Raw genomic sequence first — 21484 nt, 5'->3', positions numbered from 1 at the left:
TTATTGATCCAACACAATGGCGAATATCAAGGGCGCCACGATGGTTGCATCAGATTCAATGATAAACTTTGGAGTGTCTTGTCCAAGCTTTCCCCAAGTAATTTTTTCATTTGGAACAGCTCCCGAGTAAGACCCATAAGAAGTGGTCGAATCGGAAACTTGACAGAAATATCCCCAAAGCGGAACATTGGTACGCTGTAAGTCCTGATGCAACATCGGTACCACACAGATTGGGAAATCACCTGCAATTCCCCCGCCAATTTGGAAAAATCCAACAGTGCTTTCATCCGTAGCATTTTGAGTATACCATTCAGCAAGGAACATCATGTATTCAATGCCAGTCCTTACGGTATGTACCTTTTTGACATCACCGGCGATCACATGTCCTGCAAACATGTTTCCAAGCGTTGAATCTTCCCATCCCGGAACAATGATTGGGAGGTTTCTTTTTGCCGCTTCCAATAGCCAACTGTCTTTAGGATCAATTTGAAAAGAAGCGTCCAACTTACCTGACAACAGGATTTTGTAGAAAAACTCATGCGGGAAATAAGCTTCTCCGGCTTGATCTGCCTTCATCCATTCTTCGAGGATTACATTTTCGATACGACGCATGGCTTCCATTTCAGGAATACAAGTATCAGTCACACGGTTCATGTGACGTTCAAGAAGTTCTTGTTCCTGTGCGGGCGTCAACTCACGGTAATTGGGTACACGTTCGTAATAATCATGCGCCACTAGGTTAAAAACATCCTCTTCGAGATTTGCTCCCGTACAGGATATGATTTGCACTTTATCTTGGCGGATCATCTCAGCCAGGGAAATACCCAATTCGGCTGTAGACATTGCACCTGCCAAGGTTACCATCATTTTACCGCCATTATCTAAATGAGTTTTATAACCCTCAGCTGCATCAATCAAAGCAGCCGCATTGAAGTGGCGGTAGTTGTGTTTTAAAAATTCAGTGATTTTCATTTTGTCAGTATTTTCAATAGAGTTGCAAAATTACCCAATTTTTACCCACAAAAAAACCCGGACAAAATCCGGGTTTTCGATTGGGATTCCAAAATCCTCTTATTTCTTTTTAGTCGTATCGGTAGCCGCAGGAGTCGATCCTGATGGGTTAGCCAAATATTTTTTATTCAATCCTTCCACGACAGAGGCCGTTACATCCATGGCATCACTTGCATACCACATCGCCCCGCCCCGGGTGTAGCTCAAGATGAGGTCAATGTCATTTTCGGAAGCATATTCTTTAATATATTTCTGAACCTGCTCGTAGATGTCATTCATCATTTTGGCCTCATCAGCAGATAATTCCTGCATTAGGTTATTTCTGTAGGTCATCAGATTTTGTTCCTTCTGCACCAATTCGTCTTGTTTTGCTCGAGCCTGATTTGGCGTCATATTTCCTCCTGTTTGTTGGAAAGTAGCTACTTCCTGCTCAAAACCTCTTGCTCTGGACTGGAGATCGGAATCAAACCTTTTACCTTTTGAAGTGATTTCCTCAGACATTTTTTTGAAGTAATCATACTTGTTGATCACTGAGTCAGTGTAAACGTAAGCTACCTTCAAGTCTTTAGCAGCAATTCCTTCTCCTGAAATTTCAACTTCCGCCGTAGTAGCAGTTTTTTTATCACATGAATAAAACAGCACAGAAGCAAGTGCCAGTACTCCGAAGATTTTCAATCCTTTTTTCACTTTTAATTTGTTATGGTTCGCAGGGCGCAAATATATAGAAAGTATTGATTTTGCAAGAATTGAATGGTTAACAGAAAGTTAAAATCAGTTAACTTCCTAGCTATAAAGCTCTTGAGCTATACGGAAAACATGAGCGTGGGCCTCAATAATTACCTTGATCTGTTTGGAATATCCACCCCCCATACAACAGGTGATGGGAATTTCATGATTCTTAGCCAGGGAGAGTACCATATTATCTCGTTTTCTAACTCCATTTTGACTCAAATTTAATCGTCCCAACTGATCTGTGGAGAGCACATCAACACCACATTGATAAATGATAAAATCTGGGGAAAACTGTTTCAGAAGAACAGGAAGATTGAGTTCCAATTTCTCTAAATATTCTTCGTCCGCTATACCATCAGCTAGCCCAATGTCTAAATTCGATTGCTCTTTGCGATGAGGATAATTTTTTTCTCCATGCATGCTGAATGTAAAAACATCTGAACGATTCTTGAATATTTCTGCGGTTCCGTTACCCTGATGGACATCCAAATCCACAACTAAGACCCGATTAACTTTCTTATTATCTAGCAGATAATTGGCCGTGATCGCAATATCATTCAATAGGCAAAAGCCCTCTCCCCGATTCGTAAATGCATGATGTGTACCGCCGGCTATGTTCATACCGATCCCATGATCCAAAGCGTAAAGTGCTGCCTGAACAGATCCTGTAGCAATTTGTATTTCTCGCTGAACCAAGGCTGCGGAAAGCGGAAAGCCAGTTGCTCGGATTTCGGATCGTGTTAAATCAAGATTTTTGAGACGATGGTAATAATCCCTATCATGCGTATTTAAAATCCATTTTTCTTCTAAAAAATCGGGGATAAAAAAATTTTCTTTGGATAATGTTCCTTCATATAGCAACTGTTCTGGTAGTAGGCTATACTTTTCCATCGGAAAACGATGTCCTTGAGGCAAGGAATGAGCATAAGATGGTGAGAAGGCAACTTTAAGCATAAAAAAAAACGCTGAATGTATAACCAGCGCTTTAAGGGTATGTTCAGAATTTTAATTCATTTCAAACTTCATCGTCTTCAGTTTGAAACGAATACATGGTATCATCCAAGACGATAGTGTCGTCATTAAATTCTTTCACAAATTTTGAAATTGCATCTTCGTTAATTTCTTCCAAGTTAAGTGCAGCATCAAGACCTATTCCATAATCATGGTTGGTATCGATATCAATAAACTCCTGTACTTTGACAGTTTCTTCCTCTTCCATTTCCATAATCATCTCAGTAATAAACCAACCAATTTCTTCTTCTTCACTTGAAAGAGGTTTCATATTCCCATTCTCATCTTCTTCGTAGTTGATTCCCTTGAAGTTGGGAAATTTCTTGGCAGCCTCGTGCTCGGCCAGTTCGTACACTTCACTGGCATGATGAAGTCGAAGTGTATAAAGCGCCGCGTCATAAATCGCTTCTTTTCCTTCATGCATTCCTAGAAAATAAAAATTTACAAATTCATCTGAATTCTCCTCATCTGGAATAATCTTAAAGTTCTTTCCAGACTTCTGTAAGTCAGATTTTAAATTTTCAATGTTTTTGGGGTCAAAACCCGGATTGGCAACTGACATAGCTCAAAAATTCAAGTAGTTAATTTGGTTTATATAGGGTAATGAAGTTGATTCGAAAACCGAATCTAAAATCAGATAAGAAAGTAAATGAATAAAATGAAATCGGCAAAATTTGATGAAGAATTTATCAAAAACCTATTAAAACAAAAAGAAGGAGAAAAACTAGATTTTAAGCTGAAAATTACTTCAAAAGAAAAAATCGCTAAAACACTCTCAGCCCTTAGTAATTCACAGGGAGGGTTTATTGTGGTCGGAATGTCCGACCAAAAAAAAATAATCGGCATTGATCCAGAAGAAGAGCGCTACATGATCGAAGCCTCAAATGAGGAATATTGTATACCAAGTGCATCATTAATAATTGACGAAATAAAAGTCTTCCACGAAAAATTTCCGTCTACAGAACTAGAAAGTGAAACATCACTGCTAATTGTTGAAGTGAAAAAATCTCCTTCGACCGTAATTTTTTGCAAAAATAAAATCGGTGAAATGAAAGCTTATAAGCGCATCAATGATCGAACTGTGGCAATGTCAATCTAGACTATTCCCGAAAACGCCATTAATCAAACTGACTACCAGAGAAAAACCTAATGCCCACCAAAAGCTCTCCACAACAAATCCTGGTATAAAGTAAGCCGCCAAGAGAATCACACAGGCATTAATGACCAGTAAAAAAAGACCCAAGGTGATCAGCGTAATTGGGAAAGTAAGGAATATCATAATTGGCTTAAGCGTCAAATTGATCAAAATAATAACGGCTGCCAAAATAAACCCTGTAGTCCAAGTATCAATGCTAACCCCTCGGAGCAAATAGTCTGCAATCAAAATAGAAATCCCACCCAAAAGAATTTTCGTAAGTATTTGTCCAGCTTGATTTCTTGAATTCATAAGATTGTTATTTGTTTTAAAAAGCCATAAAGCTTACCGGAAGGTAGATGCGGAATAATCCAGATTATGATCCAGTAACCAGGGATCATCCTTTCTGCCTCAGGCATGCAGGCTGGATTTCGTTTACAATGAGGTAAAAACTGACTTTTATCATCGATAAAAAGAAAGACAAACCTTTCATATGAAATCTAAGTTCTCAATCTAGTCTTATATTTGCAACAGTACTTTAATTATTACCTAAGTGATTTTAATAATCTTCTTCCTCCTTCACTGGTATTTCTCACTGTTTTGCCAGAGTTTCTTCCTGCATCGCTATGCAGCCCATCAAATGTTTGTAATGAACAAGTACTGGGAAAAATTCTTCTACTTCTTCACTTGGTTGTGGCAAGGAAGTTCATACCTGTCTCCAAGAGCCTATGCAATCCTCCACAGAATGCATCATGCTTACTCTGATACCCCCAAGGATCCCCATAGCCCCCATCATACAGAGAATCTGTTCACAATGATGTGGAAAACAAAAAACATTTACAACGACTATTTTAGCTTCAAACTCAAGCCAGAAGATCGGTTTTCAAAGGATATTCCCGACTGGAATAAGTTTGACAGATTTGCCGATAACATGGCGGTAAGAGTGGGATGGCTCCTGTTGTATGTATTGATTTATGTACTTAGTATTTCTGTTTTTGAATTAGCCGGAACTCATTGGTGGATGTATTTCCTTCTACCCATTCATTTTCTAATGGGACCGGTCCATGGTGCAATTGTAAATTGGAGTGGACACAAATATGGTTATGCAAATTTTGACAACAACGATAAATCAAAAAACTCGCTTTTGTTGGATGTCTTGATGCTAGGTGAGCTTTTTCAAAACAATCACCACAAACTTCCTAATCGTCCAAATTTTGCTGTCAAATGGTATGAGTTTGACCCCACTTATCCAATTGTTAAATTGCTGCACTCAACTGGAATCATACGGTTGAAAGCTGTCTGAATTTGCATTCAAAAATATTAAGACCTCAAATTGAGGTCTTTTTTTTATTCCTATCTCATTATAATTCAGTTTTTTAGCACTTTCACCAACTAAATAGTAAAAATATTTTATATTTTTCTTTGGATTTAAGAAACTAAACGAATAATTTTCTATCGATTTAAAACTTAACATCTTATGAAACCATTAACCAGAGCAGAAGAGGAAATCATGCAAATCCTCTGGGATATTGAGCGAGGCTTCGTGAAAGATATCCTAACCCCTATGCCCGAGCAAAAGCCGGCCTACAACACAGTTTCCACCATCGTGAGAATTCTTGAGCGAAAAGGATTCGTAAGTCACAAATCTTACGGAAAAAGCCACGAATATTTCCCAATTGTATCCAAAGATGAATACAGAACATTCATTATTAAGAGAATGTTGGAAGGCTATTTTGAAAGCTCATTTGCAAAGCTTTCTCAGTTTTTCAAAAATGATGAATCACTGAATACCAAACAGTATCAATAAGCTGTTTTGCGTAAACTATGTATAAAAAAAACCGATCAAATGATCGGTTTTTTTTATTTGATTTCTCTTATCGAATATCCTTAAGAAGTTCCTCAACAGCTTTTTCGAGTTGCTGATCAATACCGATATCAATTTTTCCAGGCATATTTTTCACTTCAAACTGAGGTTTGGTTTCATTATTTTCCAGCCATTCCCCTGCTTTATTTTTGGCTGAAATAGGGACTGCACCCCATCGCGTTCCGTCAGGCAGACTTTCCCATCCTGCAAACGAACAGGTTCCTGGTGTAGGCATACCTACAGTTTTTCCAATCTTCAAATCCGTGTAACCACAGGCGAAACAATGCCCGTCAGAGTAATTAGCTTCATTGAACATTGCCAATGTGGGTTTTGTCCATCTTGCAGTTGGTTCACCCCCCACTACTTTATCTGCTGTGGCATAGGTCAAAAATGGATCTCCGGTAAAAAACATCGCCAAATCAGCGACTAAGTCTCCGCCGCCATTGAATCGCGTATCGACAACTACCCCCTCTTTTTCAAAGTATTTGCCCATCATGTCTTCATAGACATTTCGATACGGACCGTCACTCATTCCAGGAATATGTACATAGCCAAGTTTGCCCCCACTTAATTTTTCCACTTCCTCCTGATTCTTTTTCACCCATCGCTTGTAGAGCAATTGATTTTCAGCACCTAGCGATATTGGCTTCACCGTATATTGCTTTCGGCTATTATTCACAGGATCCAGCACTTCAACAAGCGTAAATTTGTCGGCTTTTCTATTCAGGAGCTTCGCAAAATCCAGATCCGCAGCGATCAGTTCACCATCAATCCTTTCGATGATCATCCCAGCTTTTACATCAATGTCAGCTTTATCCAAAGGGCCACCTTTGATTACTTCTGTAATTTTGACTCCGTTACCAGTATGAGAATAATCAAAGAAAATACCCAAGGCACTCGTCGCATCTTCCATCGGTACGCTGCGCGAATACCTCGCTCCGGCATGAGAAACATTTAATTCACCGATCATTTCTGATATCATCTCCGCAAATTCATAACTGTTTCCAATATGAGGAAGGTACTTTTGGTATTCAGGTTTGATCCCCTTCCAATCGATTCCATGCATATCGGGTGTGTAGAATATTCCCTTGGTTCGAAGCCAAACATGTTCAAAAAGATGGGCGGTCTCAGCCTTTTTGTCGAAAGTCATCTCTCCGGCAATTTTGATGGTTTCCCGCTTCATAGTCTCCGGGTTGATTTTCGAAATGCTTCCATCCGATAAAAGGAATAAGCTTTTCTGGTCCTTATCCCATTCCAATCTACCAGAACTGGCATCCAGCGAGATCTCCTGCTTGGTTTCCTTTGTCCGCAGATTTGTACTCCAGAGATTCATTCCTTTTTCAAAACGCGCGAGATAGAAAAGCTTCTCTCCATCCTTTGACAGCAAGGCATCGCCCATACTAGAGGAATGAATTGTCAGTCTCGCCTTTCGTTCTTCAAACCCATCCCAGTTGAAAACAATAGGTTTTACGGTTTTATTCTCCGGCTTTTTCGATTTGTCATCTGATTCAGCTGGTTTTTTAGCTTTTTCGATTTCCTTCAAAAGCTCAAACTCATCTTTATTCAATCGGAATTTATCCCAAGCCGCTTGCTCAAAAAATAGCGTATAAACGTCATTTTCATTCCGGCCACTGGTAGCATAGCTTCTCAGCCCATCTCGATTGGAAAACCATATCATCTGCTTCCCATCATTGATCCATTTTGCATTATTATCCGAATAGCCACTCTGGGTCAACAATCGCATTTTTTCTTTTCCGGAAGCATCCAAAAGTACCACTTCAGAATTGGTCATAGTGGGTCTATAGCTGGCCAGAAGCCACTTACTATCCGGACTCCAAGTGAAATATTGATCCCCATCGCTCATGTGAAACAGCAAATCAGGCCCCATCAGGGTCACAGAAGTTTTGCTGGCAATATCCAATATCTTCAGACTACGACGACCTTCGATATAGGCAAGCTTTTTTCCGTCAGGAGAGAATTTCGGCAAATAGGCATCCTGCTCAACACTGACTAACGGCTCTTCTTTAATCAGGGTAGCTGCAAAAAAGAAAGGCTCTTCTGTTCTCACTTTGGAGCTTTGAAAAATCTGCCACTTCCCGTTTCGCTCCGAGGAATAAATGACTGATTTACCATCCGGTGCAAACTCAACAAAACGCTCCTGTTCCGGTGTATTGGTAATTCTCTTGGTCAAGGACCCATCCACAGAAGTTACAAACACCTCTCCACGCGCGATAAATGCGATTTCTTTTCCGTCAGGAGAGATGGCCATTTCCCGTACTCCACCGTTGATGGCAATGTAATTATCAGGATTGGAGATCGATTGAGTTGCGATTGACACTTCCAGTTTTTTGGGCTGCTCTCCTGCTCTCAAGGTGTAAAGCTCCCCATCATAACTGAAACTCATTAATCCTTTGTCAGAAATCGAAAGAAATCGTACAGGAAAACCAGAGAAGCTTGTCAAGGCTTTAGCTTGTGAAGGATTCGCCAGAGACATGCTGTGAACATTAAAACTTCCATTAGCTTCACTTAAATAGAATATCTCGGACTCATCCGGAGAAAATACCGGATTTCGGTCTTCACCATAAAATTTGGTAAGCATGGTGTGTTGGTTCTTGGCAGCATCATAGATCCAGATGTCACGCGCAATTCCGGATTGGTGATGCTTTCTCCATTCGTTTTCACCCCCTTTTTTGTCATGGTAAATCATTTTTGATCCGTCCTTGCTCGTTTGCACATACTCTGCAGGAATCGTCCAAATCTGATCGATCCGGCCACCTGATTTCGAAACTTGGTATAATTCAGGCTGGGAGCCAGTAGGATATTGACGGTGTGACGCAATATCCATTCGTGCCGCTCCGAAAATCACCTTTTGGTCATCTGAACTGAAGTCAAATGGCAGCTCATCCGTAGAGTGATAAGTAAGACGTGTAGCCTCTCCACCGGCGGAATTCATGATAAACACGTCAAAATTACCGTATCGATCAGATGCAAAAGCGATTTGCTTTCCATCTGAACTCCAAACAGGCTTGAAGTCATGCGCTTCATGAAAAGTAAGTTGGGTGGCTTTACCTCCTAAACTTGACACGAGGTAAAGGTCTCCCTTATAAGTAAAAGCAATTTGGCTTCCATCCGGAGAAATGGCAGGATAGCGAAGCCAGTTAGGTGCTGTTTGTGCCAAAACAAAGGAACTTAATGTCAGTCCAAAGCTCAGCAATAGAGTGAATAGTCGTTTTTTCATAGGGTGTGAAAAGATTTGGTCGAAAGTAATGAAAAAATATGTGCCACTATTAGCCACTAATGGAATACTAATGCAACATGATTGCATAATTTATTTTGAGATGAACATCGAGCCTTCTTGTGTCAGACAGGCTTGGGCTTTACAAAACAAATTATAATCATAGGAAACTTTTCCTTGGTTTTCATACTACCCCCCTAGAACCTATATTTGCACGCTTATTTAAAGACCCTTTTTCAATGAATTCATTTATAGAAGAGCTGAAGTGGAGAGGAATGTTGCAAGACATGACTCCGGAAATCGAAGAACACCTGAAAAAAGGCATGGCTTCGGCCTATCTGGGCTTCGATCCTACAGCTGATTCCCTGCATATTGGACACTTGGTAGGCGTGATGACTTTGCTCCATTTTCAGCGCGCAGGACACAAGCCTTTTGCTTTGGTCGGTGGAGCTACCGGAATGATCGGTGATCCATCCTTCAAATCTGCCGAAAGAAACCTCCTGGATAAGCCAACTTTGGATCACAATGTGGCATGCATCCAAAGCCAACTTTCCAAGTTTTTAGACTTTTCGGGAGCAAGTGGAAATAAAGCCGAGCTCGTAAACAACTTTGACTGGATGTCCCAATTTTCATTTTTGGAGTTTATCCGCGACGTTGGGAAGCACATCACGGTCAATTACATGATGTCCAAAGACAGTGTAAAAAGACGTCTGGAGGATGGAAATGGGCTTTCCTTCACCGAATTCACATACCAACTGATACAGGGGTACGATTTCTTTCACCTTTGGAAACATAACAATTGCTCCATTCAGCTTGGGGGTTCGGATCAGTGGGGAAATATCGTAACCGGTACTGAACTGATCCGAAGAATGGGCGGAGGAAGCGCTTATGCCTTAACTGTACCGCTGATCACCAAAGCAGACGGAACCAAGTTTGGTAAAACCGAAGGTGGGTCTGTCTGGCTAGATCCTGAGAAAACTTCACCTTATGCCTTTTACCAATTCTGGTTGAATGTATCTGACGAAGACGCTTCCAAATACATCCGTATTTTCACGGTATTGGATCAGGCGACCATTGAAAATCTGGAAACTGAGCATGCGCGAGCACCCCATTTGAGGACACTCCAAAAGGAAATCGCCAAACAAGTCACAACCATGGTTCATTCCGAGGAAGATTATGAAATGGCAGTGAAAGCCTCTGAAATCCTATTCGGAAAGTCATCCACAGAAGATTTGGCTTCACTGGATGAGCGTACATTTTTGGCTGTTTTCGAGGGAGTTCCACAGGTACAGCTAAGTAAGGCTGAATTTGGAGAAATCGAAAATGTGCTGGATCTATTCGGAGAAAAGACTCAGGCTCAAATCTTCCCTTCTAAAGGAGAAGCACGCAAAATGATCCAAGGCGGTGGAGTAAGCATCAACAAAGAAAAACTTGGGGATCCAAATGCTCCACTTACTTTCAGTCTGCTTCAAAACAAATACCTACTGATTCAGAAAGGAAAGAAAAATTACTATATACTGGAGGTAAAATAAGTCCCTGACCACCAATCTTAAAGGCCTCAGAAGTAATTTTGAGGCTTTTTTCTTGTCCTTACTTTGAGTTAAATCCAAATTTTTGACCCTGATTTAATATCTTTGTGCCTCACTTTTAAATCTGGATTATCTAATCATGGCAGGCGAAAAAAATAAAGAAAAACTCATTCTAGACTCAGCAGTGGCACTTTTCACAAGCAAAGGATATCAGGCCACTCGAATGGAAGACATCTCAAAGCGCGTGGGAATCAGCAAAGGCCTCACTTACTTTTACTATAAAAATAAGGAAGACCTTTTCATGGCTTTGACCAAAAAAGCCTTTGATCAGTTTAAGGAGGAATTTAGAGAGGTACTTCGGTCCAAAGGAAAAAACGGACTGGAAATGCTCACTGATTTGATGGGTAAGATTATCAACTTTTCGAAAGAACATCCGGTCTATTATTTTGCTGTCTTGAATTTTTTGGATGTGTTAAAAAAGTACAACGAACCTTTGCTTAGATCGGAAATTGATCCCTTGATTTTAGAATCAGTGCATTTCCACAAGCTGCTGGAAATCCACCATGAGCCTATAAAACTCGGAATTCAGATGGTCTCACTTGGAATCAAAGATGGTAGCATTCGTCCCGAACTTCAGCCTGAAATTACTTTTTACACCGTTTGGGGGATGATTATTGGTTTTGAAAAAATGGCAGGACCTGTAAATTTCGAAAGAAAAGAAACAAAAGTCAGCGCGGAAGCCTGGCAATTGGGCTTTACTAAATTAATGCAGGATATGCTACGAGGTACGATCCAGGCTAGCCGACCGGCGATCGTACAAACAAGCCTTTTTTGATGTATCAAGATATTAGATTGAAGTATCAAGAAGAACGACTTTAAACACAAGAAGCAAGAGGTAAATTGCAGTAAAAAGTAAGACGTTAGTGGTTAGTGGTTAGAGCATCAAACAACTCACTTTTTACCGCTTACGCCTTACAAAGAAGTAAAAATCAAGAGCCAAGACACTGATTTTTTCAATTTCTTGGCTCTTGCTTCTTGGAACTTGTCTCTGTTCTTTTAGTCTATACTAAGCATCTTGATACTTATATCTAGCTACTTGATACTAGAAAATTATCTACTTTTCCACAGATCCTTCATCTGTTTGCCATTCATGACTAAGACAAAACGTGCAGGATTTGGAATCAAAACGATCCGAACGTCAAGTTTATCAAATTGGTCTGATTCGATCGGAACTCCCACTTTTCCCTCAACCTCATACGTCACAATTCCATTTGCATCCGGAAGCATTTCCTTGTAGGCATTGGCCAAATAGGCAGATGGAAGTAAAATATCTGTGTCTGATTTGAGCTTGGAATAAATCTTTTCCAATTGAGGCTCAAGCACTTCCTCATAGGCTTCATTGAAGTCATCCTCCAAATCATGCAATTCCTCCTCCAAGTCATCATAGCTTTCGTCAGCGTAATCCATCTGACTGAGTTGATTTCTCTTACTTACAATTTCTGTGAGTTGCTTGTCCAGCTGTTCCCAATTCATGAAATAATCTTTTTGATTTAAAGTGCAAAGATGACCAATACTTCTTTTTTACCCGAAGATTCTCGGAAAAATTAACTGATGAGCAGGATTTTTCCATTTCGCCCAGGCTCGGCATATGCCTTCAGGGCATCCCGGAAATCCTCCAACTTAAATTTTCCGGCTATATCAATTTGAGAATTGTCATTCATCAAAAATCCAAATACCGATCTAAAAGCTTTAGCCCGCTCACCATCGTTTTGTTCTTCCATCCAGGTCGAAAGCCAAAAACCTTCAATTTTCAAATCTTTAAATATCAGTAGCCCACTGTTGATTGGCATATTATCCAGTGCCAAAGCTCCAAAGACCATCATTCTACCTTTCGGGCGAAGACAGGACAAAGCCTTTGCTCCAAGCATCCCTCCTACTGCATCAAAAATCACATGAACACCTCCATCCGTTTTTTCAGGAACCAACTTCTGGATCTTTTCAGTTTCAGTGTTGATGACGAGGTCTACACCAAGCTTATCAAGCACTTCCCTTTGAGAATCGTGACGTACAGTAGCGGCAACTTTAATTCCTTTGGCTTTTGCGAGTTGAATTGCAAACTTCCCAAAAGCTGAAGCTCCGGCAGTAATCAGAAGCCACTCTCCTTTTTTTAATCCAGACTTTTCCACCATGGCAAAAGCAGTCATCGGATTCACGAAAGCTTGACAGGCTACCTCATCAGGCATAGCATCCGGTACCGGAATAACCATCGCGGCTGGCAAGCACAAATACTCTCTCCAAGTACCAATCGCCGTAAACATCACACGAGAACCGGTTTTCACTTTACCTGCTTCATCTCCCTTTTCCACCACACCACTCGCTTCAAAACCAGCACTGCTTGGCAGCTTTGGCGTGATGCCGTACATTCCGCGGACAAACATGATATCCGAGGGATTGATATTTCTGGCAGTTACACGAATCAAAACTTCATGGGACTTTGGAGTTGGAATGGGACTTTCCTTAAGTTGAAGTACTTCTAGAGGTTGGCCAGTTTGTTCAAATAGGAGTTCTTTCATTTGAGAATTAGAATAATGATTTATATCAGATTAATTAAGGAGAAAGCCTAAAGAAAGCTTTGACTCAGGTAAATTTTCATATCTTAAGAGTCAATATAAACCAAAATGTATGGATTTGTCCACTGTTTTTTCTCTGAATGGAAAAGTCGCATTAATCACAGGTGCGAGTAAAGGAATTGGCTTTTGCATTGCCGAAATTTTTGCTGCCGCAGGCGCAAAGGTCGTCATCAGCAGTCGCAAACAAGATGTGCTCGACGAAATGGCTAATAAGCTAAAAACCAAAGGATATGAAGCTACAGGAATTGCCTGTAACGTTGGAAACATGGAAGAACTTCCTCTTTTGGTAGAAAAAACCGTCGAAAAATATGGGACAATTGACATCTTGGTAAATAATGCGGCAGTCAACCCTGTCTTTGGGCCCGTCCATGAAACTAGTCTGGAAGCATTTGACAAAATTATGAATGTTAATGTCAAAGCCGCATTTGAGCTTTGCAGACTTTGCTTCCCTTATTTAAGAAAGTCATCGGGCGCCTCTGTCATCAATATCAGCTCAATCGGGGGCCTTTCTCCTGAGCATGGATTAGGGATTTATTCGGTTTCCAAAGCGGCATTGATTTCATTGACTAAAGTCTTTGCAAAGGAATGGGGTGAAGCCAAGATTAGGGTAAATGTAATTTGTCCTGGCTTGATCCAAACCAAATTTTCGGAAGCGCTATGGTCCAATGAAAAAATTATGAACATGATCATCAAGCAATTGGCGATCAAAAGAGCTGGAACTTCTGAGGAAATTGGAACAATGGCACTTTTCCTGGCCTCATCTGCTTCATCCTACACCACAGGTGGTGTTTTCACAGCTGACGGAGGTTTCACTATTTAAGATCCACCCATGAACCCTACCCAAAATCCCCCACAGGAAACGCTAAATGTGCTTCTTGAGCGCTACCGCGCTTTTGTGAAAAAAGAACTTTTCCCCATCGATTTGAGTGTGGTCATAGGTCCTTTCCGATCTTATTTACCCCAACTTCAGGCGCTAAGAAAAGAGGCGAAAAATCTCGGGCTTTTTGCCCCTCACCTCCCAAAAGAAGAAGGAGGACTTGGCTTAAACTTAGTTCAATTTGCTCAGGTATCGGAAATTCTGGGACAAAGCCCAATCGGACATTATGTGTTTAATTGTAATGCACCCGATATCGGAAACATGGAATTGCTGCACCTTTTTGGTACTGATGCTCAAAAAAACACCTGGTTAAAGCCACTTCAAGAAGGTAAAATCCGCAGCTGCTTTGCGATGACAGAGCCAGAGCATGCCGGCAGCAATCCGATAAATATGAGTACAACAGCTACACGGGAGGGTGATTATTACCGGATCAACGGACACAAATGGTTTACCACAGCGGCAGACGGTGCAAGCTTCACGATAGTGATGGCTGTGACCAATCCGGATGCGGATTCTCCCTATCAACGTGCCAGCATGGTCATTGTCCCCTTGGATAACCCCGGATACCGATTCATTCGGAATATCCCCATCATGGGCGAAGCAGGGGAAGATTACATGTCTCATGCCGAGATCAAATTTGAGGATTGTATCGTACCTGCTGCTAATCTCATCGGAAGCGAGGGAGCGGGATTTGCATTGGCTCAAGAACGACTGGGACCGGGTCGAATCCACCATTGCATGCGTTGGATTGGGATTTGCGAGCGGGTGTTTGACCTGATGTGCCGACGAGCCATGTCCAGAGAATTGGATTTGGGAAAGCCATTGGCAGATAAACAGACGATTCAAAACTGGATTGCGGAAAGCCGTGCAGAAATCAAAGCAAGTCGATTGATGGTCTTGGATACCGCAGAAAAAATGCAGGAGCTTGGTGCCAAAGCGGTCCGCGAAGACATATCGACTATTAAATTTTTTGTTGCTGATGTCCTGATGAAAGTAATTGATCGCGCCATCCAGGTTCATGGAGCCTTGGGCATTACTGATGATACACTTCTTTCCTTTTGGTATCGGCACGAACGTGGAGCGAGAATCTACGATGGTCCGGATGAAGTGCATAAATCTGCATTAGCACGAAGTATTCTGAAAAGTTATCGAAACGATGGATAAATCACTCGACTTTTCAGGACTGAAGACCTATCTCCGGGAAACGCTATCACTGGACTCGAATGCCATGGAGATCACTCAAATCTCTGGAGGTTTTTCTAACCTTACTTTTCTGATCCAGACTCCTAAAGGGAAATTTGCCATGAGAAGGGCTCCATTTGGGGACAAAATCAGCAAGGCACATGATATGGTACGGGAATGCCATGTACTCGAAGCGCTTCAAAAAGCCGGTTACCAAAAGGCACCAAAGCCCCTTGCACTTTATCGGGGTGCGAACTTCGATCAAGCTCCACTTTTGGTCATGGAATTTGTCGAAGGAGTTATTCTAAGAAACAAACCAAATCCTGATTTCACTTTAAATGAAATTGAATTCAGAAGGCTTTCTGAAAACACCATTGACAGCCTTGTTGAGCTTCACCTTTTAGAACTTAAAGAATCTGGATTATCGGATCTTGGAAAACCTGAAGGCTATGTAGAAAGACAAGTCTTGGGATGGTCTGATCGCTTCTTCAAGGCCAAAACCAATGAACTTCCTGAAATGGAAAAAGTCGCTCAATGGCTGAAGCTTCACACTCCACAAACGGAAAATATCGGCTTCCTTCACAATGACTATAAATACGACAACCTAGTGCTTGATTTTGAGCAAAAAACTGAAATCAAAGCGGTGCTGGACTGGGAAATGGCGACGGTGGGTGATCCACTGATGGACCTTGGGACGTCCTTGGCCTATTGGGCACAGGCTGATGATCCTAATATTCTCAAAATGTTCAACATGACTCACCTGTCGGGAAATATGACAAGGGCTGAGGTGATTGCATATTACGGAAGCCGTACATCGTTTGATCTCACTGATATCCTTTTTTATTATGTATTTGGGCTATTCAAAGTCGGAGTGATTGCACAACAGATCTACAAGCGATACACGCAGGGTTTTGCCAATGACCCAAGATTTGCCGGTTTAATTCATGTAGTCGAGGCCGCCGGAAAAATGGCTGAAAAAAGTATTCTTACCGAAAAAATATAAGCAAAATGAGTATCAAAAATATTTGCATTCTCGGCGCGGGGACACTCGGTTCTCGGGTGGCTTTGCAGTCTTCAATCTCAGGCTTTCATGTCAGGGTGTATGATGTTCAACAAAAATCCCTGGATTTTTCACTGAATACCATGCAAAAAATATTGCAACAGCTTCACAAATCAGGTCAAATCAGCAAAGGACAAGATTTGGATATTTTAAGCCGCATAAAATTCACCCTTGATCCTGTAGAAGCTGTAAAAGATGCGGATTTTATTAACGAAAGCGTCACCGAAGAAGTCGATATCAAAAAAAAGGTCTGGAAACAGTTTGGAGAAATCGCTCCTGAGAAGACCATTTTTACTACCAACACTTCGTATATGCTGGCATCCATGTTTGCCGAAGATTCCGGTAGACCTGAGCGATTTTGTGCCTTCCATTTTCACGATGTGTTTTATTCGCGGGTGGTTGACATCATGCCTCATCCGACAACAGATCCCGCTTTGATTCCAATTTTGGAAGATTTGGGAAGAAAGCTGAATCAGGTACCCGTCATTTTGAAAAAAGAAAATCCGGGGTACATTTTCAATACCATGCTAATGGCTTTGATCGGTGCTGCAGGCAAGCTATTGACAGGAGAAGTAGCTTCTATTGAGGATATTGACAAATCCTGGATGGTTAATTTCCACATGCCGATGGGGCCTTTTGGCATTTTAGACTCCATAGGTTTGGATACGGCTTGGCATGTGACACACAAGATGCCCGATCGGGCTTCTGTCGCTTTTGCTGCTTTGCTCAAAACCTACATTGACCAAGGCAAACTTGGAGAGAAATCAGGAGAGGGATTTTACCAATATCCCAATCCCAAATACAAAGCGCAGGATTTTGTAAAGTAAATCCAAAAACGGGCCTTTCACCGTAAATAGCAAAACCCGACCTTCAGAACATGCTAAAATTGTACTTCACCCTTACAATGGCATGTCTTTCCATAGTGGTTTTTGCTGATGGGAAACATGTTAATTCTGTTGAAAAATATCCTTTTTCCATTCATAATCAGTCTGAAATACTAGACTTGGGTGAAGATTTCGTGTCCCTTGATGATGTGATTGCTGATAAGTCAAAGTTCGCTTTCACATCCTTGGCAAACCCTACCACCAACCTGGGATTCACCAACCATCACTATTGGGTCAGATTTACCCTTACAAATTCCTCCAGTGAGGTAAAGAAGTGGTTTCTTGAAACTGCCCGCCCGATTACTGATGTGGCTGATCTTTATCGCATAGATGCAGATGAAAAAATAAGTCTGGTCAAAAATGGAGATATGATTCCATTTGCCAATCGACCGGTTGAACACCGAAAGTTACTTTTTCCAATCCAACTGGAAGCTAACTCCTCCGCAGAATTCTATTTGCATCTGCACAGTGATGGAGAGGTTATCAGTCTTCCGCTGACTATTCATGATGATTTTTCGTTGATCAAGTCAACCTATTTTGATCAACTTGTTTTTGGGATCTTTTACGGATTGCTTGCTTTAGCTGCAACCACCTACTTGTTTTTCTATTTTGGGATCAAGGAAAAAAGTTTCATGCTCTACGTCTTTTATGTAGTTTCAGTGGCTTTGCTTCATTCCTCATTGGATGGGTATTTTTTTCAATATTTCCTTAAAGATTCCGGCTGGTTTGCTGACAGAAGTCTGTTGCTTTTTGCTGCGATATCGGGAGTTCTATTCGGAAGGTACACGCAAGTATACAGTCGAGTCAACAACTTCTCAAAACCACTGAATACTGCTTTCAACAGTGTCAATATCTCAATCCTGATCCTGATATTGGGCATATTGATATACGATCCCGGACGTCCGTTGTATTATCCACTGGTCAATGGACTTGGCTTTACACTAATCATACTCTGTACTATAGGTGTGACATTAAGTATCATCAGAAAACAACCTGTTGATATTTTCTTTGCATTAGGTATTGCCTCATTTACACTGGGTTTTATCGTATTTATTCTCAATAATTTCAACCTAATTCCAAACTCTTTCATCACAGAAAATTCCGCCAAATTGGGTACCGGGCTTGAGATTCTATTTCTGTCCCTGTCGATGGCAAACCGAATTCGACTTTTGCGAAATGAAAAGGAAAAAGCGCAAACCTTGGCCCTTCAGCGATCTGAAGAAAGCAACGAGATCAAGTCCTATTTTCTTTCCAATATGAGCCATGAACTGCGCACCCCGCTCAATGCGATTTTGGGACTTTCTCAGTCAATCATGTCTGAAATTTCTGACGAAAAAATCAAAGAAAATCTAGAGGTGATCAAATACTCTTCAGTTTCACTTTTGACCTCGATTGATGACATTCTGGATTATTCCAAAATCGAAAAAGGAGAGCTTAACTTAGAGCGGAAACCTTTTGATCTTCAAAAGTCCCTGACAGAAATCAAATCCCTCAGCTATCAGCAGGCACGCGACAAAGGACTGACTTTTATCTATGAAGAAAATGTCGAACTCCCAAAACGAATCGTCGGCGATGCTGTACGTTTTCGTCAGATTCTGAATAATGTTCTCCATAATGCAATCAAATTTACCCCTTCGGGAAAAGTAAAATTACAAATCACACAACTTGAGGAAAACGAAGAGAATCAAATCTTAACCTTCAATGTCTCTGATACGGGCATTGGAATAAGGCCCGAAAAACTGGATCGAATATTTGAATCCTTCATTCAGGAACAAATCGATGACAAGCGGAAATTCGGGGGATTTGGCTTGGGACTTTGCATCGTCAAAGCCTTGGTAAATTTGTATCAGGGAAGTGTGTCAATTGAAAGTAATGTCGGCTTAGGTACCACTGTCGAGGTCAAGCTTACCTTTCAAAAAGCACAGCAGGAACCCTTAGAATTAATCAAAAAAGACTCAAAAGCTCTTTTGAAAGGAAAATCGATATTGGTCGTGGAAGACAATCCTGTCAACCAGTTAGTAATCAAATCTATCCTCAGAAAATGGGAAGGCATTACCTTTGATTTTGCAGGACATGGATTGGAGGCCTTGGACAAGTTAAACTCCAAATCCTTTGACCTAATCCTGATGGATCTCCAAATGCCGGAAATGGACGGATACGAAGCCACAGTGGCCATCCGAGGCGGGCAAGGTGGACTGAGGCACACGAATATCCCAATCATCGCCGTCACAGCAGATACCACTGAAAAAAGCAAAATTCACGCAAATAGTGTTGGCATGGATGACTACATGACCAAGCCTGTAGATTCCGAATTATTATTTGAAAAGGTCCTGAAAGCCTTCTATTTGGAGAAACTAGAGATTGACACTATTCAGTCTTAAACCGGAACTTCAGGTATTTGATCTTTTCACCTTTATCCGAAAACAATTTCTCGTACTTGGTTTTGATTCCATGGTGGTCATCTTTCATTTCACTTTGATAAAAATCAGAAGTGAAAGCAAGGACTTCGATATCTTCTCTGGATTGGACCAATTCGAGTGAATACTCAAAAAGCCCGGTATTGTCGGTCTTGAAATGAACGATTCCGCCGGATTTGATCATTGGCTTGTACATGTCAAGAAATCTCGGTGATGTTAATCGACGCTTTTCATCTCCATCCCTCGGGAAAGGATCTGGAAAAGTGATCCAAAGTTCTGAAATCTCGCCTTCGGCAAAAAACTGATCCAAGTTCTGAATTTGAGTTCTAAGAAAAGCCACATTGGTAATACCCTCAGCAGTTGCGGTGGAGCTTCCTTTCCAGATTCGGCTTCCTTTGATATCTACTCCGATGAAATTTTGATCACGATATTCCCGCCCTAAACCCACGGTAAATTCTCCTCTTCCACAGGCCAATTCAACCACAATCGGGTTTTCGTTTTGGAATTGGGTGTCGTTCCAGTGTCCTTTAATTTCTTCAAAAATTGCCTTTCCGGCCTGGATTACATTGGGATTCACTTCGTTTTCAGCGAAGCGCACCATTTTTTTTCTACTCATTTAAAGCTCGTCGATTTCTGCGACCACAAAAGTACTCCCTCCAACAAATATCAGGTCATCTGACCCGGCATTTTTTCGGGCAAAGTTTAGGGCATTGTTGACATTTGGAATGATTTCTCCTTTGAGTCCCAAAGAAAAAGCCTTCTCAGCCAGTTGGTCTGCGGGCATAGCTCTCGGAATTTGGGCATTGCAAAAGACATAGTTCGCCTCTTTTGGCAGTAAATTGAGGATTTTGGAAATATCCTTGTCCTGCACCATCCCGATGACCATCCAAAGCTTAGTGAAGGTATAATTTTTCAATTGCGCTAAAATCTCCCGGATTCCAGGTTCATTATGACCCGTGTCAGCGATGACTGTCGGATTCTCTCCCAATATCTGCCAGCGCCCCTTTAGTCCGGTCAATACCACAACTTCTGCCAAGCCTATTTTAACCCCTTCTTCAGATATTTTCCAGCCTTGACTTCGAAGTTGATCAACGGCTTCGAGTATTCCGGGTAAATTATATTTCTGATAATTACCCAAAAGCCCAAACTCAAGGATTTCAGATCTCCCTTTACTGGCAACTTCAAATTCAGCCAAAATTTGATCTTGTAATCTCTTTTCCCTCACGCTCTTTATTGCAAATTTTTCATCTGCAAAAACAATGGGAGCATTCATTTGCCTCGCTTTATCAAGGAAAACAGAAGTGGTCTCATCTTGCGTTTGACTGATAATCACAGGTATTTGAGGCTTGATGATTCCGGCCTTTTCTCCTGCTATCTCAGGAAGGGTACTTCCCAAAAACTGCATGTGATCATAGCCAATATTTGTGATGATGCTGAGTTCGGGGATAATCACATTGGTGCTGTCCAGTCTCCCTCCCATTCCTACTTCGATCACGGCGATATCCACTTTTTGCTGCGCAAAATACCAGAACGCCATACCCACAGTCATCTCAAAGAAACTGGGTTTTAAATCATCTAGAAAATCCTTGTTCTCGGTCACAAACTGAACCACAGCATCTTGAGCGATTTCATCTCCGTCGATTCGAATTCGTTCGGTAAAAGATTTTAGGTGTGGAGAGGTATAGAGTCCTGTTTTATAACCTGCCGTTTGAAAAATGGCCGCCAACGTATGGGAGGTGCTTCCTTTCCCATTAGTCCCGGCAACATGGATGGATTTGAATTTTCGCTCCGGATTTCCCAAAAACTTGCAAAGTGCCAGGGTATTGTTAAGATCACTTTTATACGCGGAAGCGCCCACTCGCTGAAACATGGGCAAAGAATTGAATAGATAGTCCAGCGTCTCCAGGTAAGTCATTT

At 41.3% G+C, this 21484-nt stretch carries 20 protein-coding genes; 10 read left to right on the top strand and 10 right to left on the bottom strand.

Annotated features, from left to right (window positions below; translation table 11 throughout):
• The 4 genes from Q8M62_RS20725 to Q8M62_RS20710 all read right to left on the bottom strand — a co-directional run bounded on the left by Q8M62_RS20725 (position 1) and on the right by Q8M62_RS20710 (position 3316).
• Positions 1-972: a deoxyhypusine synthase family protein gene (locus Q8M62_RS20725; RefSeq protein WP_092731504.1), complete on the bottom strand. Its 972-nt coding sequence runs from the start codon at positions 970-972 to the stop codon at positions 1-3.
• 99 nt (positions 973-1071) lie between these two features.
• The gene (locus Q8M62_RS20720) at positions 1072-1698 is read right to left on the bottom strand and encodes an OmpH family outer membrane protein (protein ID WP_304901880.1); all 627 of its coding nucleotides are present in this window, start codon (positions 1696-1698) and stop codon (positions 1072-1074) included.
• Between the two features lie 96 nt (positions 1699-1794).
• The gene (locus Q8M62_RS20715) at positions 1795-2697 is read right to left on the bottom strand and encodes a histone deacetylase (RefSeq protein ID WP_304901879.1); all 903 of its coding nucleotides are present in this window, start codon (positions 2695-2697) and stop codon (positions 1795-1797) included.
• Positions 2698-2758: 61 nt separating this feature from the next.
• Positions 2759-3316: a hypothetical protein gene (locus Q8M62_RS20710; protein ID WP_304901878.1), complete on the bottom strand. Its 558-nt coding sequence runs from the start codon at positions 3314-3316 to the stop codon at positions 2759-2761.
• A gap of 87 nt (positions 3317-3403) precedes the next feature.
• On the opposite strand from Q8M62_RS20710, the gene Q8M62_RS20705 reads away from it, so the two are divergent.
• The gene (locus Q8M62_RS20705) at positions 3404-3853 is read left to right on the top strand and encodes a helix-turn-helix domain-containing protein (protein WP_304901877.1); all 450 of its coding nucleotides are present in this window, start codon (positions 3404-3406) and stop codon (positions 3851-3853) included.
• Here Q8M62_RS20705 and Q8M62_RS20700 read toward each other — a convergent pair.
• Positions 3845-4201, bottom strand: coding sequence for a phage holin family protein (locus Q8M62_RS20700; protein ID WP_304901876.1), 357 nt, complete (start codon positions 4199-4201; stop codon positions 3845-3847). The two genes, Q8M62_RS20705 and Q8M62_RS20700, sit on opposite strands and share 9 nt — an antisense overlap.
• 241 nt (positions 4202-4442) lie before the next feature.
• On the opposite strand from Q8M62_RS20700, the gene Q8M62_RS20695 reads away from it, so the two are divergent.
• The gene (locus tag Q8M62_RS20695) at positions 4443-5192 is read left to right on the top strand and encodes an acyl-CoA desaturase (RefSeq protein WP_304901875.1); all 750 of its coding nucleotides are present in this window, start codon (positions 4443-4445) and stop codon (positions 5190-5192) included.
• Positions 5193-5366: 174 nt separating this feature from the next.
• Complete coding sequence (locus Q8M62_RS20690; protein WP_304901874.1) at positions 5367-5696, top strand: BlaI/MecI/CopY family transcriptional regulator; 330 nt, start codon at positions 5367-5369, stop codon at positions 5694-5696.
• 67 nt (positions 5697-5763) lie between these two features.
• Here Q8M62_RS20690 and Q8M62_RS20685 read toward each other — a convergent pair whose 3' ends face one another.
• A complete protein-coding gene (locus tag Q8M62_RS20685; RefSeq protein ID WP_304901873.1) occupies positions 5764-8991 on the bottom strand; it encodes a S41 family peptidase in 3228 nt (1075 codons plus the stop codon).
• A gap of 236 nt (positions 8992-9227) precedes the next feature.
• Between Q8M62_RS20685 and tyrS the strand changes: the two genes are divergently transcribed.
• Together tyrS and Q8M62_RS20675 are read left to right on the top strand one after the other, a co-directional pair.
• A complete protein-coding gene (gene tyrS, locus Q8M62_RS20680; RefSeq protein ID WP_304901872.1) occupies positions 9228-10520 on the top strand; it encodes a tyrosine--tRNA ligase in 1293 nt (430 codons plus the stop codon).
• A gap of 136 nt (positions 10521-10656) precedes the next feature.
• On the top strand, positions 10657-11352 hold the full coding sequence (locus tag Q8M62_RS20675) for a TetR/AcrR family transcriptional regulator (RefSeq protein WP_304901871.1): 696 nt from the start codon (positions 10657-10659) through the stop codon (positions 11350-11352).
• Between the two features lie 275 nt (positions 11353-11627).
• On the opposite strand, the gene Q8M62_RS20670 is transcribed toward Q8M62_RS20675, so the two are convergent.
• Positions 11628-12050, bottom strand: coding sequence for a hypothetical protein (locus Q8M62_RS20670; protein WP_304901870.1), 423 nt, complete (start codon positions 12048-12050; stop codon positions 11628-11630).
• Between the two features lie 71 nt (positions 12051-12121).
• The gene (locus Q8M62_RS20665) at positions 12122-13090 is read right to left on the bottom strand and encodes a zinc-dependent alcohol dehydrogenase family protein (protein WP_304901869.1); all 969 of its coding nucleotides are present in this window, start codon (positions 13088-13090) and stop codon (positions 12122-12124) included.
• A gap of 109 nt (positions 13091-13199) precedes the next feature.
• Between Q8M62_RS20665 and Q8M62_RS20660 the strand changes: the two genes are divergently transcribed.
• The 5 genes from Q8M62_RS20660 to Q8M62_RS20640 are packed head-to-tail and all read left to right on the top strand — an operon-like array spanning position 13200 to position 19531.
• Entirely contained in the window at positions 13200-13967 is a 768-nt protein-coding gene (locus tag Q8M62_RS20660; protein ID WP_304901868.1) for an SDR family NAD(P)-dependent oxidoreductase, read from the top strand.
• Between the two features lie 9 nt (positions 13968-13976).
• On the top strand, positions 13977-15188 hold the full coding sequence (locus Q8M62_RS20655; RefSeq protein WP_304901867.1) for an acyl-CoA dehydrogenase family protein: 1212 nt from the start codon (positions 13977-13979) through the stop codon (positions 15186-15188).
• Positions 15181-16209, top strand: coding sequence for a phosphotransferase family protein (locus tag Q8M62_RS20650; protein WP_304901866.1), 1029 nt, complete (start codon positions 15181-15183; stop codon positions 16207-16209). Before Q8M62_RS20655 ends, Q8M62_RS20650 begins: the two co-directional genes overlap by 8 nt.
• Before the next feature lie 5 nt (positions 16210-16214).
• Positions 16215-17093 (top strand): 3-hydroxyacyl-CoA dehydrogenase, encoded by an 879-nt coding sequence (locus tag Q8M62_RS20645; protein ID WP_304901865.1) that lies wholly within the window; start codon positions 16215-16217, stop codon positions 17091-17093.
• A gap of 50 nt (positions 17094-17143) precedes the next feature.
• Positions 17144-19531, top strand: coding sequence for a hybrid sensor histidine kinase/response regulator (locus tag Q8M62_RS20640; protein WP_304901864.1), 2388 nt, complete (start codon positions 17144-17146; stop codon positions 19529-19531).
• Here Q8M62_RS20640 and trmB read toward each other — a convergent pair.
• Both trmB and Q8M62_RS20630 read right to left on the bottom strand, forming a co-directional pair.
• Positions 19518-20183 (bottom strand): tRNA (guanosine(46)-N7)-methyltransferase TrmB, encoded by a 666-nt coding sequence (gene trmB / locus Q8M62_RS20635; RefSeq protein WP_304901863.1) that lies wholly within the window; start codon positions 20181-20183, stop codon positions 19518-19520. The genes Q8M62_RS20640 and trmB overlap by 14 nt on opposite strands.
• On the bottom strand, positions 20184-21482 hold the full coding sequence (locus Q8M62_RS20630; RefSeq protein WP_304901862.1) for a folylpolyglutamate synthase/dihydrofolate synthase family protein: 1299 nt from the start codon (positions 21480-21482) through the stop codon (positions 20184-20186).
• Positions 21483-21484: the final 2 nt, after the last annotated feature.

The sequence above is a fragment of the Algoriphagus sp. genome (genome assembly GCF_030694375.1).
Lineage (GTDB): Bacteria > Bacteroidota > Bacteroidia > Cytophagales > Cyclobacteriaceae > Algoriphagus.
This window is presented reverse-complemented; position numbering and strand designations above follow the sequence as displayed.

Bases quoted from the DNA above. Each gene is read 5' to 3' on its own strand.
- Q8M62_RS20700 (WP_304901876.1), bottom strand. From the start codon at position 4,201: ATGAATTCAAGAAATCAAGCTGGACAAATACTTACGAAAATTCTTTTG.
- Q8M62_RS20715 (WP_304901879.1), bottom strand. From the start codon at position 2,697: ATGCTTAAAGTTGCCTTCTCACCATCTTATGCTCATTCCTTGCCTCAA.
- trmB (WP_304901863.1), bottom strand. From the start codon at position 20,183: ATGAGTAGAAAAAAAATGGTGCGCTTCGCTGAAAACGAAGTGAATCCC.
- Q8M62_RS20685 (WP_304901873.1), bottom strand. From the start codon at position 8,991: ATGAAAAAACGACTATTCACTCTATTGCTGAGCTTTGGACTGACATTA.
- tyrS (WP_304901872.1), top strand. From the start codon at position 9,228: ATGAATTCATTTATAGAAGAGCTGAAGTGGAGAGGAATGTTGCAAGAC.
- Q8M62_RS20725 (WP_092731504.1), bottom strand. From the start codon at position 972: ATGAAAATCACTGAATTTTTAAAACACAACTACCGCCACTTCAATGCG.
- Q8M62_RS20675 (WP_304901871.1), top strand. From the start codon at position 10,657: ATGGCAGGCGAAAAAAATAAAGAAAAACTCATTCTAGACTCAGCAGTG.
- Q8M62_RS20645 (WP_304901865.1), top strand. From the start codon at position 16,215: ATGAGTATCAAAAATATTTGCATTCTCGGCGCGGGGACACTCGGTTCT.
- Q8M62_RS20630 (WP_304901862.1), bottom strand. From the start codon at position 21,482: ATGACTTACCTGGAGACGCTGGACTATCTATTCAATTCTTTGCCCATG.
- Q8M62_RS20650 (WP_304901866.1), top strand. From the start codon at position 15,181: ATGGATAAATCACTCGACTTTTCAGGACTGAAGACCTATCTCCGGGAA.
- Q8M62_RS20640 (WP_304901864.1), top strand. From the start codon at position 17,144: ATGCTAAAATTGTACTTCACCCTTACAATGGCATGTCTTTCCATAGTG.
- Q8M62_RS20655 (WP_304901867.1), top strand. From the start codon at position 13,977: ATGAACCCTACCCAAAATCCCCCACAGGAAACGCTAAATGTGCTTCTT.
- Q8M62_RS20660 (WP_304901868.1), top strand. From the start codon at position 13,200: ATGGATTTGTCCACTGTTTTTTCTCTGAATGGAAAAGTCGCATTAATC.
- Q8M62_RS20710 (WP_304901878.1), bottom strand. From the start codon at position 3,316: ATGTCAGTTGCCAATCCGGGTTTTGACCCCAAAAACATTGAAAATTTA.
- Q8M62_RS20690 (WP_304901874.1), top strand. From the start codon at position 5,367: ATGAAACCATTAACCAGAGCAGAAGAGGAAATCATGCAAATCCTCTGG.
- Q8M62_RS20670 (WP_304901870.1), bottom strand. From the start codon at position 12,050: ATGAATTGGGAACAGCTGGACAAGCAACTCACAGAAATTGTAAGTAAG.
- Q8M62_RS20705 (WP_304901877.1), top strand. From the start codon at position 3,404: ATGAATAAAATGAAATCGGCAAAATTTGATGAAGAATTTATCAAAAAC.
- Q8M62_RS20665 (WP_304901869.1), bottom strand. From the start codon at position 13,090: ATGAAAGAACTCCTATTTGAACAAACTGGCCAACCTCTAGAAGTACTT.